Raw genomic sequence first — 17,381 nt, 5'->3', positions numbered from 1 at the left:
CGCCTTCCCGGTCAAAGGTGCACTCGATCATGACGCAATCAATCGACATCACGGCTTCGCAGGCCCATGAGGCCCCATCACCGATCAAGAAACCCTTCAAGGAGAAGCTGCGGCCGTGGCTCATGGTGGGCCTGCCCGCCCTCTTCGCCGCCGTTGGCTATGCGCACTACGTGGCGGGCGAACCCTTCGTCACCACCGATAACGCCTACGCCCGGGTGGCCAAGGCCGCGGTCAACGCACGGATTTCCGGGCAGGTGGTGGACATCGCCGTCGCGGACAATCAAAAGGTCAGCAAGGGCCAGGTGCTGTTTCGCCTCGACCCCAAGCCATTGCAGATCGCGATCGATCGTGCGCAAGCGCAACTGAGCGTCGCGCGGCTGCGCATCGATGGGCTCAAGTCCAGCTACCGTCAGCAGCAGGCCGAACTGCAATCGGCCAAAGAGTCGGCGGACTTCGACCAGAAGGAATTTGCCCGCAAGAAAGCGCTGGTCGCGACCGAGTTCGTCTCCCGGGCTATTTATGAGCGTGCGGAAACCGACCTGAAAATTGCACGGCAACGCATCGCCTCGATCGAACAACAGATCGCCAGTACCGTCGTCGCCTTGAACGGCAACCCCAACATCGAGGCCGACACTCACCCCTCGGTGCGTGAAGCCAAGGCGCAGCTCGACGAAGCGCAGCTGTACCTTTCCTACGCCACGGTGCATGCGCCGGCCGACGGCATTGTCGCCAAGGTCGACGACCTGCAGGTGGGCAACTACCTCAACAGCGGCGCGCCAGCCTTTGCGTTGATCAGCGACCATGAGATCTGGGTCGAGGCCAACTTCCGGGAAACCCAGGTCACGCACATGCGTGCGGGCCAGGCAGCGAGCATCAGCATCGACACCTACCCGGGGCGCGTATTCAAGGCCCACATAACCAGCATGAGCCCCGGTGCCGGGTCGGACTTCGCCCTGCTGCCGCCGGAAAACGCCACCGGCAACTGGGTCAAGGTGGTCCAGCGGGTACCGGTTCGCCTCGAACTGGATAACGCGGACCCTGCCCTGCCGCTGTTTTCCGGCACCAGCGCCACGGTGAAGGTCGATACCGGGCATCGCACGCCATGGTGGCACCCGCTCAAGGCGCTGTTGACCGCAGGTAACTTCTGATGAACGCCCATGCACAGACATCTCCAGAGGGAGGCGGTGCGCGCTCGCTCAGGCTGGCGGTGCTGCTCGCCACTTACATGCAGTCGGCCAACCTGCCGCTGCCCAATGCGGTACTGCGGCTGATTCAAGGCAGCCTGTCGATGACCGACGACCAGGCTGGCTGGATCTTCACGGCGTACCTCGCGGCAAGCGCCATCACCCTGCCGATCGCCCAGTGGCTTGCCGGGCGTTTTGGCCTGAAGCTCGTCTATCAAGCCGCGCTGGCCTTCTTCGTCCTCGGCTTGCTGCTGGCGACGGTGGCCACGACGCCGCTGCAGTTCATCGGTGCGCGAATCATCCAGGGCCTGGCCAGTGGCGTTCTGGCGCCCCTGTCGATGGCGATTGCCATGGAGACGCTGGCTCCGGAGAAGCGCATGAAGTTTGGCGCAACCTGGACCGCCATCGTGCTGCTGGGCATCGTCAGCGGCCCGAGCATCGGTGGCTGGATCGCCGAGCATTTCGACTGGCGCCCGATCTTCTACATCAGCCTTCCGTTATCGGCATACATCTTCCTGGTCGTGGCCCTGTTGCTGGTCGAGAAAAAAGCCGACAAGGCACCGTCCTTCGACTTCTTCGGCTTCGGCAGTTTCACCCTGGGCCTGATCAGCCTGCAGATGCTGCTCGACCGCGGTGAACGCCTGGACTGGTTCGACTCGGCGGAAATCTGGATCGAGGCACTGGCCTGTGGGCTGGGGTTGTACTGGTTCATGGTGCACCGGTTGACCCGCAAGGCGCATTTCCTCAACAAGCGCCTGTTCCACGATCGCAATTTCGTGCTGTCGACCCTGATCTTTTTCGCTGTGGGTTTCGTGCTGCTGTCGACCATGGCACTGACCTCGCCCATGCTCGATGAAATTCTCGGCTACCCGCCCGACACCACTGGGGCCCTGACCATCCCGCGCGGCATCGGGCTGGTGGGTGCGTTTGTGCTGATGGGACGGCTGCCCGAGCGTTTCGACCGGCGACTGTTCGTGGCGGCAGGCGTGGCCCTGGTGATCTATGCCAATGCCCTGATGCTGGATTTTTCGCCCTTGATGGACTGGTCGCCGGTGGCGGTAGCCGGCGCCATCCAGGGGATCGGCATCGGCCTGTTGATGCCGGCGCTGACCAAGGTGGCGTTCAGCACCCTCGACCCCGCGCTGCGTGCGGAGGGGACCGGCCTGTTCAATCTGTCGCGTGTCTACGGCAGCACCCTGGGCGTGGCGATCGTGCAGATTTTCTTCTTCAACAATACCCAGGCGATGCACCTGGCGCTGGCCAGCAACGTGACGCCCTATCGCGCCGCCGCCCATTTCGGCACGGCGTCGATGCCCTTGCCGGCACTGGAAGGGCTTAACCACATGATCACCCACCAGGCCGCGTTCATCGCCGTGGTCGACCAGTTCAAGGTCCTGCTGGTGGCGATGCTGGTGGTGAGCCCGCTGGTGGTCTTTCTTCGCAAGCCGATACCGGCCAACTAGTTTTCGTGGAGCCTGCATTATGAAATCCAGTCATCTGTTCCCAACGAAAATCTCGGCACTGTCGGCGCTGGTCTTGCTCTCTGCCTGCACCGTCGGCCCTGACTTCAAGACCCCGCCGGCAAGCCAATCCCGGTACTACGATCAACAGGCCGAGCAGCGTCTTGGCCAGGGTGGTTCGCAGCGCATTGCCCTGGGCAACAAAGTCCGTGGCCAATGGTGGTCCACCTTTGGCTCGCCCAAGCTCGATCAGCTGGTACGCCGCGCCATCGACGGCAACCTGGAGCTGGTCGCCGCCGACGCCACGATCCGCCAGGCGGCGCAATCGGTGGCCGCGGCGCAAGGTGCGCTGTACCCGCAGGTCGACTTCGGCGCGACAGCGGGTCGCCAACGGCTGCACAACACCAAGGAGCCGTCGGTCACAAACTTCTATGCGATCGGGCCGCGGGTCGGTTTCGACCTGGATGTCTTCGGTGGCAACAAGCGGCTGGTCGAGCAGGAGCAAGCCTTTACCGACCTGCAAAAGCATCGATATGAAGCGGCGTACCTGACCCTGACCGGCGAGGTCGCCAGCCAGGCATTGCTGGTGGCCTCTGCCAATGCGCAGATGCAGGCGGTGGAGTCCTTGCTGGCCAACGACGCCCGGAACCTCGAACTGGTGCGCGCCGCCCATGCCAGTGGCACCACCACGCAGATCGATGTGTCGCTGGCCGAAACCCGCCTTGCCCAGGACCGCACGTTGCTGCCACCCCTGGCCCAGCAACGGGATGCGGCGCGCCATGCGCTGTCGATCCTGACGGGCAAGGGGCCGGCTGACTGGATTGCGCCGGACTTTCACCTCGACGAATTTGCCTTGCCGTCGAACGTGCCGGTCGCCCTGCCCTCGGAAATGGCCCACGACCGTCCGGACGTGCGCCAGGCCGAGGCCGAGCTGCACATCGCCAGCGCCGCCGTCGGCGTGGCGACCGCCAATCTCTATCCGCGGGTGACGCTGTCTGCCTCCCTGGCCCAGGCCGCCTCAGGCAATGGCGGCGCGGCCCTCTGGGGTTTCGCAGCGGGCATTGCCGGACCGATCTTCAACGGCGGAACCCTCAAGGCCGAACGCCAGGCCGCCGTGGAGGGTTACAACGCGACGCTCGCCGGCTACCAGCAGACCGTCATCAGCTCGTTCGGCCAGGTCGCGGACACGTTGCAAGCGATCAACCATGACGCGCAGGAATTTCGCGCCCAGGAGGATGCATTGCAAGCAGCCGACACCAGCCTGCACCTGAACCGGCAAGCCTATGCCCAGGGCGAGAACAGCATCCTCCAGGTGCTTGAAGCCGAACGTGCCTACCAACAGGCGCTGCTGGGCCAGATCCGGGTCAAGACCGCGCAGTACCTCGACACCGTGCAGCTGTTTGTCGCCCTCGGCGGCAACTCCGTCGGCGTGTTCGAGCAACGGGTTGCCAGTGCCCAGGCACCACAACGTTCGTATCAGTAGAGGCTGCGGCCTCGGTAATTGGAGAAAGACATGACCTACGAAGCCTTCCACGATGAACTGCGCGATACCCGGTTTGCCCTCAACCACGGTTCGGCGCAGATGCCCGCCGTGGGTTTCGGCACCCTGTTCAAGGACCTCGGCGTCACCACCCAGGCGATCACCCACGCCCTGGAAACCGGCTTCCGCCATTTCGATTGTGCCGAGCGTTATCGCAACGAGGACAGTGTCGGCGTTGCCCTACGCGCTTTCATGGACGCCGGCAAAGCACGGCGCGAAGATCTGTTCATCACCACCAAGCTGTGGAACACCAACCACCGGCCCGAGCGGGTATTGCCGGCCTTTGAAGCCAGTTGCCGACGGCTGCAGGTGGATTACATCGATTGCTACCTGATCCACACGCCCTTCGCTTTTCAAGCCGGGGATGACCAGGACCCCAGGGATGCCTTCGGCCATGTCCTCTACGATTCGGGCGTGACCCTGATCGACACCTGGCGGACCCTTGAGCAACTGGTGGACCAGGGTCGCTGCAGGTCCATCGGCCTGTCGGACATCACCCTGGAGGCGTTGAAAGAGATCGTCGCCGTGGCGCGGATCAAGCCCGCGGTGGTGCAAGTCGAATCCCACCCTTACCTGCCGGAATGGGAGTTGCTGGAATTCTGCAAAGAGCACGGGATCATCCTCCTGGCCTTCGCGCCGCTGGGCCATGGCATGGAACCGAACGTGCTGGAGGACGAGGTGATCCAGGGCATCGCCCGGCACTTGCAAAGAACCCCGGCGCAAGTGGCACTGGCCTGGGCGGTACAGCGCGGTGCCGCGTTCCTGACCACCTCGGCGACACGGGGCCATATCCAGGAAAACTTCGATATCACCACCCTGCCCCACCGGGCCATGCTGGAAATTCGCCAGGAGATCACAACGCGGATACGCTTCAATTCGGTGGTGGAAACCGGTGTACCGGGGTTCATCCCGCGCACAAAATGACAGGCCTCGAGGGGACGGTCCTGTACCGTCCTTTTTTTTGATCAGCCCAAGAGGCGACGACGATGGATGTTTTCCAGGGCATGCGGTTTTTCCTGGCGGTCGCCCAGAGCGGCAGCTTTACCGCAGCAGCACATTTGCTGGACACGACCACGACCAACGTTTCCAAGGCGGTCTCCAGCCTGGAGGCCCGGCTGCAGACTCGCCTGATCAACCGCACGACCCGGCGCCTGGCCTTGACCGAGGCCGGCACACGTTACTTGCAGCGCTGCGAGAAGATCCTCGATGAACTGCGAGAAGCGGAAGAGGAAGCAGGCACCGCACAGGTCACCCCTGTGGGCCGCCTGAAGATTCATGCGATGTCGGCCATCGGCAACCACTACGTGATCGACGCCATTGCCAGATACCGCGAGACACACCCCTCGGTCCTGTTTGACCTGGTCTTGACCAATCGGCTGCCCGATCTACTGGAGGAAGGTTACGACATGTCGATCGTATTGGCGCGCGACCTGCCCGACTCAGGTTTTGTCGCCCAGCGCCTGGGCATCACCTACAGCATTCTCTGCGCCTCGCCGACTTATTTGAAGCAACGCGGAATACCCGACACGCCGGGTTCGCTGGGTTCACATGATTGCCTGAGACTCGTCAACACGGTCATGCCGGTGGAGCATTGGGTGTTCGAAGGACCCGACGGCGTGGAGACCGTCAACACGCCGGTGTCGCCGTTTCACGTCAACACCGCCGATGCCATGACCGTCGCCATCACCCAGGGCATGGGGATCGGCATCCAGCCGATTGCGTCCGCCGTGGCCGGCCTCAAGGCAGGCACCCTGGTGCGGGTGCTGCCGCAGTACCATTTTGAAGAGTTGAACCTGTTTGCCATCTACCCTTCACGAAAATTCGTCGATGCAAAAATAAAAACCTGGGTGGAGTTTCTCAAGGACTACATGCCCGGGTTGCTGGCTACCGATGACAAAATTGCACGCTCGTCAAAATACGCCGAAAGAGCCTGAGTGTTCCCGCGCCGATCGGATGGAGTGTCGACCCTCCACCGTCATCACGGTACTCAACCGTTCGAGCACCCAGTGCCCATGACCTGATACTGCATGACATGCCGCAGGCCCCGGGAATCTTCGTAGGTCATCTGCGCCGAAACCGGACCACACTCTGGCGCGACATCGGTCACGGAAATGACCTTCCTGATGTCCAGTTTCGAACCGTAGGTGTAGGTCTCGATCGGCGGCTTGTTGGCCGAGATCTTGGCATGGCTTTCTTCGGCAAAGGCCTGGATGCCAATGCAACTGAGTGCAAGGAAAATCGCGATTCTTTTCATGAGGGTTCACCGTCTCGTTCGGGGGCTGATGTGTACCGCTGGAACCCTTGATCCGGGTTCATTCGGTAGAGACGATGCTAGGGGTTTGCCCCGCTGCCAAACAGCGCCCTGACGGATAAACACTGTTAACAGAATGCACAGGAATGCAGGGGTCGGATTTTGAAGGAGAGCATCAAGCCGCAACCGTCGGCTGTGTCGGCAGCAGACGGTTGCGGTGTGTTTACGTATGCCTCAGCGAGACTCAGTAGGCGGGTGTTGCCGCCAGCGCATCACGCCCCTCTTGTGCAGAACGCTCTTGCTGCGGCAGGCGGTCCAGCGCAGGCGTCCAGGCTGGCACGGCGGGCATCTCCTTGCGCAAGCTGTGGATCAGCGTATAGGACATCACCAGCAGCAACATGGCGATCGGCAATCCGGCGGCGATACTCGCCATCTGAATGGCCTTGAGTCCCCCGGCCAGCAACAACCCGGCGGCAATGGCACCTTCGAGAATGCACCAGAGCAACCTGATCCAGTTCGGCGGATTGGTGCTGCCCAACGCACACAGGGTGCACAGGACCTGGGTGCCGGCATCCGCGGTGGTGACGAAATGCACGCCCAGCAACACGCAGACCAGTATCGACAGCGCAGCGCCAATGGCCTTGCCATCGAGCGACTGCAACAAGGTGAACATGGCCGCCGTGGTTTCTTTCTTGGTGGCAAGCAGCACGGTGCCGCCTTCGAACTTCGGTTGCTCCTGGGTCACCACCTGGCTGGCGACGGATGCCTGGTAGGCCTGCCGGTCCTGCTGTTCGTTTTTCAGCGCCGCGCCACCGAACACCGACATCCACAGGATGGTCACCATGGTCGGCACCACCAGCGCGCCGATTACCAGTTCACGGATGGTCCGGCCTTTGGAAATACGCGCGATGAACAGACCGACAAATGGACCCCAGGTCATCCACCATGGCCAGTAGAACGCCGTCCACCAGTTTTGCCATTCGCTGTCTTTTTGCGTGTCCATCCAGAAACTCAGGCCAACGATGTTTTGCACATAGTCGCCGGTGGATTCAAACATCAGGTTGAGGATGTAACGGGTCGGACCGATTGCCAATACGGCCAACATCAAGATGAAGGACAGGTACATATTGAGCGTGGAGATACGCTTCATACCCTTGGACAGTCCGGCCAACAGTGAAATGCAGGCAACGATACTGACAAACAGAATGATCGATAACTGCAACCCGACACTCACCGGAATACCGAAGACCTGATGCAATCCGGTATTGATCTGCACCACACCGAGGCCAAGCGACTGGGAGACACCAAAGGCGGTAATGACCACGCCCATGATATCGACCACATGGCCGATCCAGCCGTAGATACGATCGCCAATCAGCGGGTACAGCAGCGACCGCAGGGCCAGCGGCAAACCTTTACGGTAGGCGAAATACGCCAGGCTCAAGCCGATCATGGAGAAGATCGCCCACGGGTGCAGGCCCCAGTGGAACAGGGTGATGCGCATCGCCAGGGTGGCGGACTCGTCCGTCAAGCCCTTGGAGAACGGGTTGTCGGCGTAGTGCAGCATGGGTTCGGCCACGGACCAGAAAATCAGTCCGATGCCCATTCCCGCGCTGAACAGCATGGCAATCCATGAAGCGAAACTGAACTCGGGAACATCCTGTTCGGTGCCGAGTTTCAAGTTGCCGAAACGGCTGATCGATATATAAAGCAGTACGCCCAGCACACCACTGATCAGGGCGATGTAATACCATTTGAAGTTGTGCAGGATAAACACCGAAGCCATTTCAAAAGCCTTGGCTGCCTGTTCATCTTTAAATGCACAGAACACGACAAACAGGATCACCGCTAATATCGAAGCAACAGTCACATTCGGATTAAGGCCTTTCAACAGGCCGGATTGAGCACGCATTGTTTTCCCCTTTTGTTTTTGTTTAAGGGTTTTATATGTTCCGCAGTACGCCTTTCGCCGGGTATCGGCTGACACCAGGACGGTTTCATCTGCAGCTGGATTCCGGTCTATTGCGCCTTTGGCAGCATCGCCAAGATGGTTGAAAGTTGACCAGCCTTCAAACCATTTTTCGTCACCGACTCATGAGAAAAACGCATCAATACGGCGCCTCCAGCGCCTGTCTACAGGGTGCTTTCGCAGGCCCCTTGTTCGCTCAAGCGCGTGACTTTCGCCTGCCCTACCAACAGGGCCAGCAACGCTGCGCTGCCCGCCAGGAAGAAATAGAAACTCGAGGCGCCGAAGCCTTCCATCAGCGCTCCGGCAATGAGTGGCCCGATACAGGCGCCGACCCCAAAGGTGATCAACAGCATGCCCGAGAGCGAAACGCGCAATGACGGCTCCATGTTGTCATTGGCCAGCGCCACGCCCAGCGGGTACAGGCAGAACTGCAGGAACCCGATGCCCGCACCGAACCACAGCAAGGTCAGGAACGAAGGCGTTTGGGCGAACCCCAGCGGCAAGCTGATGAGTACCAGCAATACCGCCACCGCGCGAATCAGGCTCGCACGGGGCAGCCGGTCCGAGAGCCAGCCCAACGGCAACTGGGCCAATAGCCCGGCACCGATGGTCAACGCCAGGAGCTGGCCGATCTGCGCGGTGCCCAATCCCTGCTTGCTCGCATAGATCGAGGCCAGGCCGTAGAAACTGCCATTGAGCATGCCGGACACCAGGATCGTCCCCAATGCCTGCGGAATGCGCCGCAGGAACAAGCGCAGGTCGATTGAGGTCGCAGGCACCGCCATGGGGTGCGCGCTGCGGGTCAGCGCCACCGGCACCGAACACAGGGCGAACACCATGGCCACCGCCAACAGTGCACGGATGCCCAGCCCCTCGTCGAGACTCAAGGCCAATTGACCGAGCATCATGCCGACGTAGCTGGCAACCATGTACAGCGCCAGGACACCGCCGCGCTGTTCGGTCCGGGCCTGGTCATTGAGCCAGCTTTCCAGCACCATCAATTGGCACATCATCGCCAGCCCCACCAGTGCCCGCAGCACCAGCCAGAAAGGCAGGGACGTGCTGAACTCATGGGCCAGGACCGCCGCCGCAATCGTCGCGGCGCAAGCCGCGTAGGTGCGAATGTGCCCGACCTGCGCGATCAGGCTGCGCCCAACCCAGCCACCCAGCACCATCCCCAGGGCATTGGCAGCCATCAACGCGCCACCCGCCGTTTCGCTCGCGCCCAATGCATTGAGGCGCAGCGCCAGGTAGGTCATCAGCAAGGTTGATCCCAATTGCATCAACAAGCTGGCCAGGTAGAGGGCGCCGAAGGTTCTTGTCAGTGTTATCACCGTGCCGACTCCCTGAATAATGATGGTTCAAGCCAAACCGTGCAGTTGCTTCCAGTTGCCCGGGTGAACCACATACCCGAACAACGCATGCCCGCCATAAACCAGTTCCGTGCCCTCGGGAATCCACAGCAACTGGCCCGGCGTGACGGCAAACAACTCGTCGCCGACCTGCAACTCGAAGCACCCTTCGATGACGAAAATCACCTCGTCGTACAGCACCGTCCAGGCCACTTGCGCACCTTCCCAGCGGGCAAAACCGACACCGATGTTCGGCGAGACTTCGTTGCTGAGGGCGCGCGCCACATACGCGGCGCCTGGGGGGCCACCGCGAAAGGTGAAATCCAGGTCCTGATGATCGATGCGCAGCACCCGGCGCTTGCCTTTATCCGCTTGGCTCATAGCTCACTCCGGCTGTTCCAGGCCGCCAGGCGAATGCGCGAGCGAACCCCCAGGCCAAGAAAGGGTTCCGGCGGGTTGAGCGACGGCATGCCGGTCACCGCGCGGATGTCGTTGAGCTGCACCGATTCGGCACCCACCGCGAGATCGGCGAGCATCGTCCCGGAGATGGTGCCCCAGGCGGCACCGACGCCGTTGTCGCACGCCGACGCATAGACACCGTTCTCCAGTTCGCCAAAGAAGTTGGTGAAGTTACGCGAGATGGCGTAGACGCCGCCCCAGGTATGGCTGAACGGCACCTCGGCCAGTTGCGGGAAACGCGCCAGGAAGGCCTTGCGATGGGAATCCTGTACTTTCGAACGCATGGCATCGCTGGTGCTGCGACCGTATTTGGGCACGTGCTTGTAGGTGTTGCGGATAATCAGGCGGCGGTCCTGGGTCATGCGCACCGTGGTGCCGGCGTGATCCGCCGGGGTCAGTCCCCAGTCCAGTTGACCGCCATAGGTCGCCAGCTCCGCATCGGTCAGGGGGCGGGTCCAGCTGGCAAAGGTCATGACCGGCAACAGGCGATTGCGCAGGTAGCCGAACTCCTGGGTGAAGATGCTCGTACCCAGCAGCAGCTGTGGGGTACGGATCTGCCCGGCGGTGCCGTGCAAGATCCAGCCGCCACGGCCGTCGCGTTCCAGGCGCTGGATCGGGGATTCTTCCAGCAACTCGACGTTGGCCGGCAAGGTCCGGGCCAGGCCGGTGACCAGCGCCGCCGGTTGCATCAGGTAGCAGCCCGGGGTATAGATGGCGCCGCGATAATGGCCGGTGCCCAACACCTTGGCCAGCTCGGCGCTGTCGGCCCGGCGGAACGGTTCGCCGAGGTCGCTCATCAGGCGTTCGAAATGATCCAGGTAAGCCAGGCCACGCTCGCCGACGGCGCCTTGATATTTGCCGGCATGGGACCACTGGCAATCGATCCCGCGGGTTTCGACCAGGCCCTGCAGCTGCGCAATCGCGGCGCGGTTGAGCGACAGCAGGCGCTGCTTGTGCGCGGGGTCCGGATGCTCCAGGGCGAACTTGTGCGGCAGGTCAATCACGAACCCCGAGTTGCGACCCGAGGCGCCATGGGCAACCCGTTGCGCATCCACCAACAGAATACGGGCTTGCGGATGATGTTCAGCCAGGCGACGGGCCGCGGCCAGGCCGGCAAAGCCTGCGCCGATCACGGCATAGTCGGCGCGCTGTTCGCCGGACAAACGCTTGCAGGCCGGTTGTTCGGGCAACGCTGCGTACCAGCCGCAACTCGCATCGTCGTAAGGCAGGTTGATCGTGTTTTTCATGTGTCTGGCCTCAGGCGACTGCCTGCTGAGAGTGCTGACAGGACTGCAGCAATGCGCTGCGTTGCGTTTGCGCTTGGCGACCGAGCAGGACAAAGCCATTGAGCTGGCCCCGGGTATCGTAGAAACCGGCACTCAAGCCATCCTCGGTCGGCGTGCAGCGCCATTCGCCTTCGCAGGCGATGGCAGGCGCCAGCAGGCACAGCGGCGCGGCCGGGGTTTTTACCGTGACGGGCATCAACGGGTAGTCGACGGCGGTCGGTTGGCCGAGCAGGGTTTTGCTCAGGGCCTGGATGCCTTGGTTGATCGGCGCCAGATAAGGCAGCAGTTGCCCGCCAATCTCGATGCAGTCACCCAGGGCATAGATGCCCGGTACAGAGGTTTGCAGCTGGGCGTTCACTTGAATGCCTCGCCCAACCGCTACGCCGGCGCTCTCGGCCAGACTCAGGTCGGGGCGCAGGCCGACCGCGGACAACACCAGATCAGCCTCCAGCGTGTGGCCATCGGCGAGTGTCAGGCGATAGCCCTGCCCGCTGGACTCGACGGCTTGCAGCGTGTTCTGCAGATGCCACGTCACCCCCAAATCTGCCAGCGCATGCTGCAATACCTGCCCGGCTTCGGCGGGCAACAGGCGTTCCATCGGCCAGCGGCCCAGGCCGATGACATCGACGTCAAAACCGTTGTGCGCCAGATCGTTGGCAAACTCGCAGCCGATCAGGCCGTCGCCGAGAATGGCGACACGCCGCACGCCGCCCAGGCGTTCACGGAAGCCCTGATAGTCCTGCAGGTTGTTGACGCTGATCAGCGCCGAGGTATCGCCCTGGATCGGCAAGCGAATCGGTTGCGCACCGCTGGCAAGGACCAACTGGCCGTATTCCATGTCTCCGAAGCTGGTGCGCAAGCGTCGCGCTGAACTGTCGATGCCCAGCACCTTGCAGTGCGGATAAACCCGCAGGTTCAGACGCTGCTCGATGGCCAGTGGCGTTTCGCCGGACAGGGCCTCGGCGCTTTTACCCTGGGACAGCCCGATCGAAAGCGCGGGTTTGGAGTACAGGTGACCGGACTCCTGGGTCAGCACGCGGATCTCGACCTTGGGGTCGGCCTTGCGCAACGCCTGGGCCAGGCCGTAACCGGCATAACCGCTGCCGATGATGACGATCGGCTGACGCGGCGACGGCGCGGCAACAGCCAGCGGTGGCGCGCTGACCGGCACGCTGACGACCGTGGCCGCCTGGGTGTACTCACTGATATCGAGCATCTCGAAATCAGCCTTGCCCACGTGGCATTCGGGGCACATCCAGTCTTCGGGGACATCTTCCCAGCGGGTGCCGGCGGCGATGCCGTCCTGCGGCCATCCCAGCGCCTCGTCGTAAATCAGGCCACACACGATGCAAAGCCAAGTCTTGAACATGGTATTCACTCCCCGGCGACCCGGATCGCCACGTTTTTGGTGCGCACGTAGCTGTACAAGGCTTCCTGGCCCTTTTCCCGCCCAAAGCCCGACAGCCCGACGCCGCCAAAGGGCGTTTCAATACCACCGGCATACCATTCGTTGACGAACACCTGGCCGGATTTCAGCCGGCGCGTGCAGCGCATGGCGCGGCTGATGTCCTGGGTGAACACCCCCGCCACCAGGCCGAATTCAGTGCCGTTGGCGATGGCAATCGCCTCTTCTTCGGTGTCGAACGGCATGATCGCCAGTACCGGCCCGAACACTTCTTCCTGGGCAATGCACATCTGCGCGGTGACGTCCTTGAACACCGTTGGGCGCATGAAATGCCCGGCCCGGTCAGCGAATGCTTCACCCCCGGTGACCGCCACCGCGCCGTCTTCCACTGCGCGGCGGCACAAGGCTTCGATGCCCGCCAGTTGCCCGGCGCTGACCACCGGAGTGAGGTCTGCGTTGTCCTGGCCCAGGCCGACGCTGAGCCCCTCGGCCATGGCGACAACGGCCTCGACCACCTCGTCATAGATCTCGCGCTGCACCAGCAGCCGCGACATCGCCGAACAGACCTGGCCGGCATTGAAGAAAATGCCCGACTGGACGCTGGCCAGCAGTTGCTCGCGGTTGGCATCGGCGAAGGCGATCGCCGCGGACTTGCCCCCCAGTTCCATCACGCTGGGAATCGCATGCTGCGCGGCATCGCGCAAAATCGACTGGCCCGTCGGCACGGAACCGGTGAACACGATCTGGTCGACAGCGCGATGGCTGACCAGGTACGCGCCGACTTCGCGGCCGCGGCCGCAAATCAGGTTGATCGTGCCGTCAGGCAAGCCGGCCTTGGCAATGGCGCGGATCAACACGCACATGCCCAGCGGTGAAAGCTCGGGAGACTTGATCACCACCGCGTTGCCCGCCGCCAGGGCCGGGGCCAGGGAACGGGCGCAGATCGACACCGGGAAATTCCACGGAACGATCTGTGCCGACACGCCCATCGGGTCGTACAGGGTGAAGTCCATGTAGCCGTTGCCCAACGGGATCGAGGTGCCCTCGATCTTGTCGGCCATGCCGGCGTAATACTCGAAGTAGCGCGCCGCCTCGATGAACTCGTCCCGGGCATCGCTCAGGCGCTTGCCGTTTTCCTGGCACAGCACCCAGGCACCCTCGTCGGCCACAGCGCGAATTTCCTCGGCAATGCGCAGCAGCCAGGTGACGCGCTGCGCCGGACGCACACGGGTCAATTCACCGCTGTCGGCGCAGCGGCGGGCAGCCAGCAATGCCCGCTCGGCATCGTCGACGGTGGCCTGGGCGATGGTCGCGACCGGCTCGGCCGTACCGGGGTTGTTCACCGTCAGGCGCTGGGCGCTGTCGCACCATTGCCCGTCGATGTAATTGAGCCAGTGGGAGGCTATCGGATACATGGGACAACCTCCTCAGGCAGACGGCGTGGTGGCGAGCAGTTGGCGTGCGGCCCACTGGTGGAAGAAGTGCGTCGGAATGTCCATTTCCGGAGAGAACGCGCCGCCCTTGTAGCCTGGGGAATGACGGCCTTTCTGCATGCCTTCGACCGAGCTGATGTCTTCGGCGAACACCACTTTCCAGGACTCCAGGATCGCTTCGCGGCAAGCACTGAACTCTTCGCTGGTGGCCGCGTCGTCGCCCACATAGAACAGGCGCAGGTGTTCGATCGTGCGTCCCGGCGAGACCGGTTCCAGTTGCATGGCGAAGGCATGGTCAGCCTGGATGCCGAGCAACACGTTAGGGAAGAACGCGACATACTCGGCGTTGCGCAGGCGATCCAGCGGCCAGGCGGGGAATTTCGGCAAATGCGTACCGGCGACGTCCGACAGGTTGTAGGCGTAGCTGCCCTGGCCGGCGAAGTACTGGTCGAAAATGATGTTGTAGTGGTCTTCCAGGCGCGAGTACGAGTTCAGGCTCGGGTGCACCCACGGCAGGTGATAGGCCTCGCAGTAATTCTCGACCGCCAGCTTCCAGTTGCAGTTGATGTCCAGCGTCGTGGCGTCATGACCCGGACGACGGCGCAGCAAACTCATGCCGTCCTCGCCCAGGAACTGCGTCCAGCGTGTGGTCAGAGGGGCCAGCATCTCTTCGAGCGATTGCGCGTCGCCAGACAGGTTGATGAACACCATGTCCATCCAGATGGCACTGCGGATGGCCTTCAAGCCGTGTTTTTCACAGGCGAAGCGTTCGTCCTTGTGCTGGTCGATACCGCCGACATGGGGCGTGCCACGCAGCCCGCCGTTGAGGTCGTAGGTCCAGGAATGGTAAGGGCAGCGAATGACGCCCTGCACCTCACCGGCCTCCTCCACCAGCTTCATGCCGCGGTGGCTGCAAACGTTATGGAACACCTGCACCAGGCCTTCACGGTTGCGCATCAGCAACAAAGGCAGGCCCATGAAATCGACGGGCTTGACCGAGCCGGCCTTGCCCAGGTCACTGGCGAAACCGACACAGGCCCAGGTTTTACCCAGGACCTGATCGCGCTCGAGTTCGAAGTAGCGTTGTTCGGTGTAGAACTCGTTGCTCAGGCCGGTCGCTTCATGAATCGGATTAAGGACGGTTTCAAGTTGATGCACAGGAATTTGCTGGATGCTGCTCATTATTGTTTTCCCCTGCTGGGCACGGTGTTGAAGGGTCGGCAGGCTCATGGGCCAAGGTCCGCTGGCAGCAAGTGTGGGAAAACAGGGGGTGTCCCGACAAACGATATTTCCGGCTCGACTCATGACTTTTTGTCATAAATAAAGGCAGCCGTATTTTTTAGCAGAACGCTTGCCGTGCGCCCTTCAGCGCAGGCAACGGGGCCGCTCGGCATCAAAAATACCGAGGGTTCGAGATATACGACACAAGAGAGTTTTAGTTCGTGTGGATGACCACCATGACAACCTGGTTACTTGCTGTCCTCAGGCGGTGGAAGTTGATTCATCAGCCAACTGCGGAAGCGTTTTACACTTTGCCGCATACCACCGCGCGCCAAGGGTTCGAGCAAACAAAACTGCGCCTCTGTGCGTAACACCGTGTCGAGCGGTCGCACCAGGGCACCGGTCTGCAGGTAATCATCGACCAGATTGGACCAGGCCAGTGCAATACCCTGCCCGCCGATAGCGGACTGGATCAACATCGAGTAGCTGTTGATATTGATCCGGCGCTTGGGCTCGACGTTTTTCAGGCCCAGGCTGCGGAACCATTCGGGCCAGCCGATCCAGTCACGCTGCGGGTCGTCGAGGAACAGCCAGGTGCAGGCAGCCAGGTCCTCGGGCTTGTTCAAGGCCGGGTGCTTGGCCAGGTAAGCGGGGCTGCACACCGGGAACACTTCTTCGGAAAACAACGGCGTGACCTGCATGTCGCGGGGCGGCGTGCGGCAGTAATACAAGGCCAGGTCACAGTCCAGGCGCGAGAAATCCTTGACCTGGTCATGGGCGATGATCCGCAGATCGATCTCTTCGTTCTCCCGTTGAAACTCACTCACTTTAGGCAACAGCCACAGTGAAGCCATCGCGGTACTGGTGGCGACCGTCACTTGCTCGGCGCCCTGCCAATGGCGAATTTCACCGGTGGCCTGGGCAATATGCAGCAACGATGCACGGACCGTTTCATAGTACTGGCTGGCTGCGGGGCTCAGGTGAATCGTGCGGGTGGTGCGTTCGAACAGGACCTTGCCCAGATAATCTTCAAGCAGGCGAACTTGCCGACTGATTGCCCCTTGGGTGACGTTCAATTCTTGCGCGGCCAGGGTAAAACTCAAATGGCGCGCTGCCGCTTCAAACGCGACCAGGCTATTGAGTGGCGGTAATGGGTGGATTTTCATACAAGGCAGGTCACGTCGTTATTTTGGTTTTATCGCGGGAGTTTAGCCCCTGTCACAGGTGGTGGACAGCGACATTGACGGGCCCTGGCAGACGATAGGAAAACCTGTAGGAGCCCGGCTTGCCGGCGAAGGCGTCCTGATAACCGACCTATATTTTTGTCGGAGTACATATCCATTCCTGCGGTAACGGCCACCTAGGGTTTCGCCCTTACGGCGAGTCACTTGGAAAAGCCCCAAGTAACCAAGGGCTCTTGCCCCTGGCGTTCGGTGCCTCGCTAGGGCTCGGCATACCCTCGCTCCGGTCCTGCTCCGTGGGTCGCCGCGATGGGGCAAGAAAATCAAAAGCCAAAGCAGAGCAAAAGCTAAGCGAGGCGGCCTGACAGCCGACCTGATTGCAGGGCTGTCCGAGATGTGATCGTTCCCACGCTCTGCGTGGGAATGCCGCCAGGGACGCTCCGCGTTCCGATGACGACGCATGACGTGAGCCGTGCGCAACGGTGACGCGGAGCGTCACAGGATGCATTCCCACGCAGAGCGTGGGAACGATCAGGTTGGGGGTAACCGGAAAAGTCAGGTCGGCTATCAGGCCGCCTCGCTTTGGTTTTTGATCTGGGTGCCCCGTTAACCACGATGGCCGAACGCAGGCATTGCGCAG

At 61.9% G+C, this 17,381-nt stretch carries 14 protein-coding genes and 1 pseudogene; 5 read left to right on the top strand and 10 right to left on the bottom strand.

Going from position 1 to position 17,381, the window contains the following annotated elements; translation table 11 throughout:
• Positions 1 to 29: 29 nt before the first annotated feature.
• From HFK74_RS15105 to HFK74_RS15085, 5 genes are all read left to right on the top strand, one after another.
• Positions 30 to 1,148 carry an HlyD family secretion protein gene (locus HFK74_RS15105; protein WP_180204200.1) on the top strand — a complete coding sequence of 373 codons (1,119 nt, stop codon included), beginning with the start codon at positions 30 to 32 and terminating at the stop codon, positions 1,146 to 1,148.
• Positions 1,148 to 2,647, top strand: a complete 1,500-nt coding sequence (locus HFK74_RS15100) for a DHA2 family efflux MFS transporter permease subunit (protein WP_180204199.1) — start codon at positions 1,148 to 1,150, stop codon at positions 2,645 to 2,647. The genes HFK74_RS15105 and HFK74_RS15100 overlap by 1 nt, the downstream gene beginning before the upstream one ends.
• Before the next feature lie 19 nt (positions 2,648 to 2,666).
• A complete protein-coding gene (locus HFK74_RS15095; RefSeq protein WP_180204198.1) occupies positions 2,667 to 4,127 on the top strand; it encodes an efflux transporter outer membrane subunit in 1,461 nt (486 codons plus the stop codon).
• A 30-nt stretch (positions 4,128 to 4,157) separates the two neighbouring features.
• Positions 4,158 to 5,108 (top strand): aldo/keto reductase, encoded by a 951-nt coding sequence (locus tag HFK74_RS15090; RefSeq protein ID WP_180204197.1) that lies wholly within the window; start codon positions 4,158 to 4,160, stop codon positions 5,106 to 5,108.
• Positions 5,109 to 5,170: 62 nt separating this feature from the next.
• On the top strand, positions 5,171 to 6,118 hold the full coding sequence (locus HFK74_RS15085; protein ID WP_180204196.1) for a LysR family transcriptional regulator: 948 nt from the start codon (positions 5,171 to 5,173) through the stop codon (positions 6,116 to 6,118).
• A gap of 53 nt (positions 6,119 to 6,171) precedes the next feature.
• On the opposite strand, the gene HFK74_RS15080 is transcribed toward HFK74_RS15085, so the two are convergent.
• From HFK74_RS15080 to HFK74_RS15040, 10 genes and pseudogenes are all read right to left on the bottom strand, one after another.
• Positions 6,172 to 6,438 (bottom strand): DUF2790 domain-containing protein, encoded by a 267-nt coding sequence (locus HFK74_RS15080; protein ID WP_180204195.1) that lies wholly within the window; start codon positions 6,436 to 6,438, stop codon positions 6,172 to 6,174.
• A gap of 241 nt (positions 6,439 to 6,679) precedes the next feature.
• Positions 6,680 to 8,347, bottom strand: a complete 1,668-nt coding sequence (locus tag HFK74_RS15075; RefSeq protein WP_008061488.1) for a BCCT family transporter — start codon at positions 8,345 to 8,347, stop codon at positions 6,680 to 6,682.
• Between the two features lie 221 nt (positions 8,348 to 8,568).
• On the bottom strand, positions 8,569 to 9,738 hold the full coding sequence (locus HFK74_RS15070; RefSeq protein WP_180204194.1) for an MFS transporter: 1,170 nt from the start codon (positions 9,736 to 9,738) through the stop codon (positions 8,569 to 8,571).
• A 27-nt stretch (positions 9,739 to 9,765) separates the two neighbouring features.
• Complete coding sequence (locus tag HFK74_RS15065; protein ID WP_180204193.1) at positions 9,766 to 10,137, bottom strand: ethanolamine utilization protein EutQ; 372 nt, start codon at positions 10,135 to 10,137, stop codon at positions 9,766 to 9,768.
• Positions 10,134 to 11,462 (bottom strand): FAD-binding oxidoreductase, encoded by a 1,329-nt coding sequence (locus tag HFK74_RS15060; protein ID WP_180204192.1) that lies wholly within the window; start codon positions 11,460 to 11,462, stop codon positions 10,134 to 10,136. Before HFK74_RS15060 ends, HFK74_RS15065 begins: the two co-directional genes overlap by 4 nt.
• A gap of 10 nt (positions 11,463 to 11,472) precedes the next feature.
• Positions 11,473 to 12,717 (bottom strand): FAD-dependent oxidoreductase, encoded by a 1,245-nt coding sequence (locus HFK74_RS15055; protein WP_257230329.1) that lies wholly within the window; start codon positions 12,715 to 12,717, stop codon positions 11,473 to 11,475.
• Positions 12,706 to 12,870: pseudogene (locus HFK74_RS33170) on the bottom strand (rubredoxin); the annotation flags it as partial. The gene HFK74_RS15055 and the pseudogene HFK74_RS33170, both read right to left, overlap by 12 nt.
• A 5-nt stretch (positions 12,871 to 12,875) precedes the next feature.
• Positions 12,876 to 14,321 (bottom strand): aldehyde dehydrogenase family protein, encoded by a 1,446-nt coding sequence (locus HFK74_RS15050; RefSeq protein ID WP_180204190.1) that lies wholly within the window; start codon positions 14,319 to 14,321, stop codon positions 12,876 to 12,878.
• Between the two features lie 12 nt (positions 14,322 to 14,333).
• Positions 14,334 to 15,521 carry an aromatic ring-hydroxylating dioxygenase subunit alpha gene (locus HFK74_RS15045; protein WP_180204189.1) on the bottom strand — a complete coding sequence of 396 codons (1,188 nt, stop codon included), beginning with the start codon at positions 15,519 to 15,521 and terminating at the stop codon, positions 14,334 to 14,336.
• Between the two features lie 287 nt (positions 15,522 to 15,808).
• The gene (locus HFK74_RS15040) at positions 15,809 to 16,726 is read right to left on the bottom strand and encodes a LysR substrate-binding domain-containing protein (RefSeq protein ID WP_180204188.1); all 918 of its coding nucleotides are present in this window, start codon (positions 16,724 to 16,726) and stop codon (positions 15,809 to 15,811) included.
• Positions 16,727 to 17,381: the final 655 nt, after the last annotated feature.

This window comes from Pseudomonas sp. SbOxS1, assembly GCF_013416725.1.
Taxonomy (GTDB): Bacteria; Pseudomonadota; Gammaproteobacteria; order Pseudomonadales; family Pseudomonadaceae; genus Aquipseudomonas.
Note: the sequence above shows the minus strand (reverse complement) of the source record. Positions and strands in the feature narration are given on the sequence as shown.

What these genes read in the sequence shown, in the direction of transcription:
- HFK74_RS15100 (WP_180204199.1), top strand. Translation starts at nt 1,148, where the DNA reads ATGAACGCCCATGCACAGACATCTCCAGAGGGAGGCGGTGCGCGCTCG.
- HFK74_RS15080 (WP_180204195.1), bottom strand. Translation starts at nt 6,438, where the DNA reads ATGAAAAGAATCGCGATTTTCCTTGCACTCAGTTGCATTGGCATCCAG.
- HFK74_RS15050 (WP_180204190.1), bottom strand. Translation starts at nt 14,321, where the DNA reads ATGTATCCGATAGCCTCCCACTGGCTCAATTACATCGACGGGCAATGG.
- HFK74_RS15085 (WP_180204196.1), top strand. Translation starts at nt 5,171, where the DNA reads ATGGATGTTTTCCAGGGCATGCGGTTTTTCCTGGCGGTCGCCCAGAGC.
- HFK74_RS15095 (WP_180204198.1), top strand. Translation starts at nt 2,667, where the DNA reads ATGAAATCCAGTCATCTGTTCCCAACGAAAATCTCGGCACTGTCGGCG.
- HFK74_RS15065 (WP_180204193.1), bottom strand. Translation starts at nt 10,137, where the DNA reads ATGAGCCAAGCGGATAAAGGCAAGCGCCGGGTGCTGCGCATCGATCAT.
- HFK74_RS15105 (WP_180204200.1), top strand. Translation starts at nt 30, where the DNA reads ATGACGCAATCAATCGACATCACGGCTTCGCAGGCCCATGAGGCCCCA.
- HFK74_RS15055 (WP_257230329.1), bottom strand. Translation starts at nt 12,717, where the DNA reads ATGCTCGATATCAGTGAGTACACCCAGGCGGCCACGGTCGTCAGCGTG.
- HFK74_RS15060 (WP_180204192.1), bottom strand. Translation starts at nt 11,462, where the DNA reads ATGAAAAACACGATCAACCTGCCTTACGACGATGCGAGTTGCGGCTGG.
- HFK74_RS15040 (WP_180204188.1), bottom strand. Translation starts at nt 16,726, where the DNA reads ATGAAAATCCACCCATTACCGCCACTCAATAGCCTGGTCGCGTTTGAA.
- HFK74_RS15075 (WP_008061488.1), bottom strand. Translation starts at nt 8,347, where the DNA reads ATGCGTGCTCAATCCGGCCTGTTGAAAGGCCTTAATCCGAATGTGACT.
- HFK74_RS15090 (WP_180204197.1), top strand. Translation starts at nt 4,158, where the DNA reads ATGACCTACGAAGCCTTCCACGATGAACTGCGCGATACCCGGTTTGCC.
- HFK74_RS15045 (WP_180204189.1), bottom strand. Translation starts at nt 15,521, where the DNA reads ATGAGCAGCATCCAGCAAATTCCTGTGCATCAACTTGAAACCGTCCTT.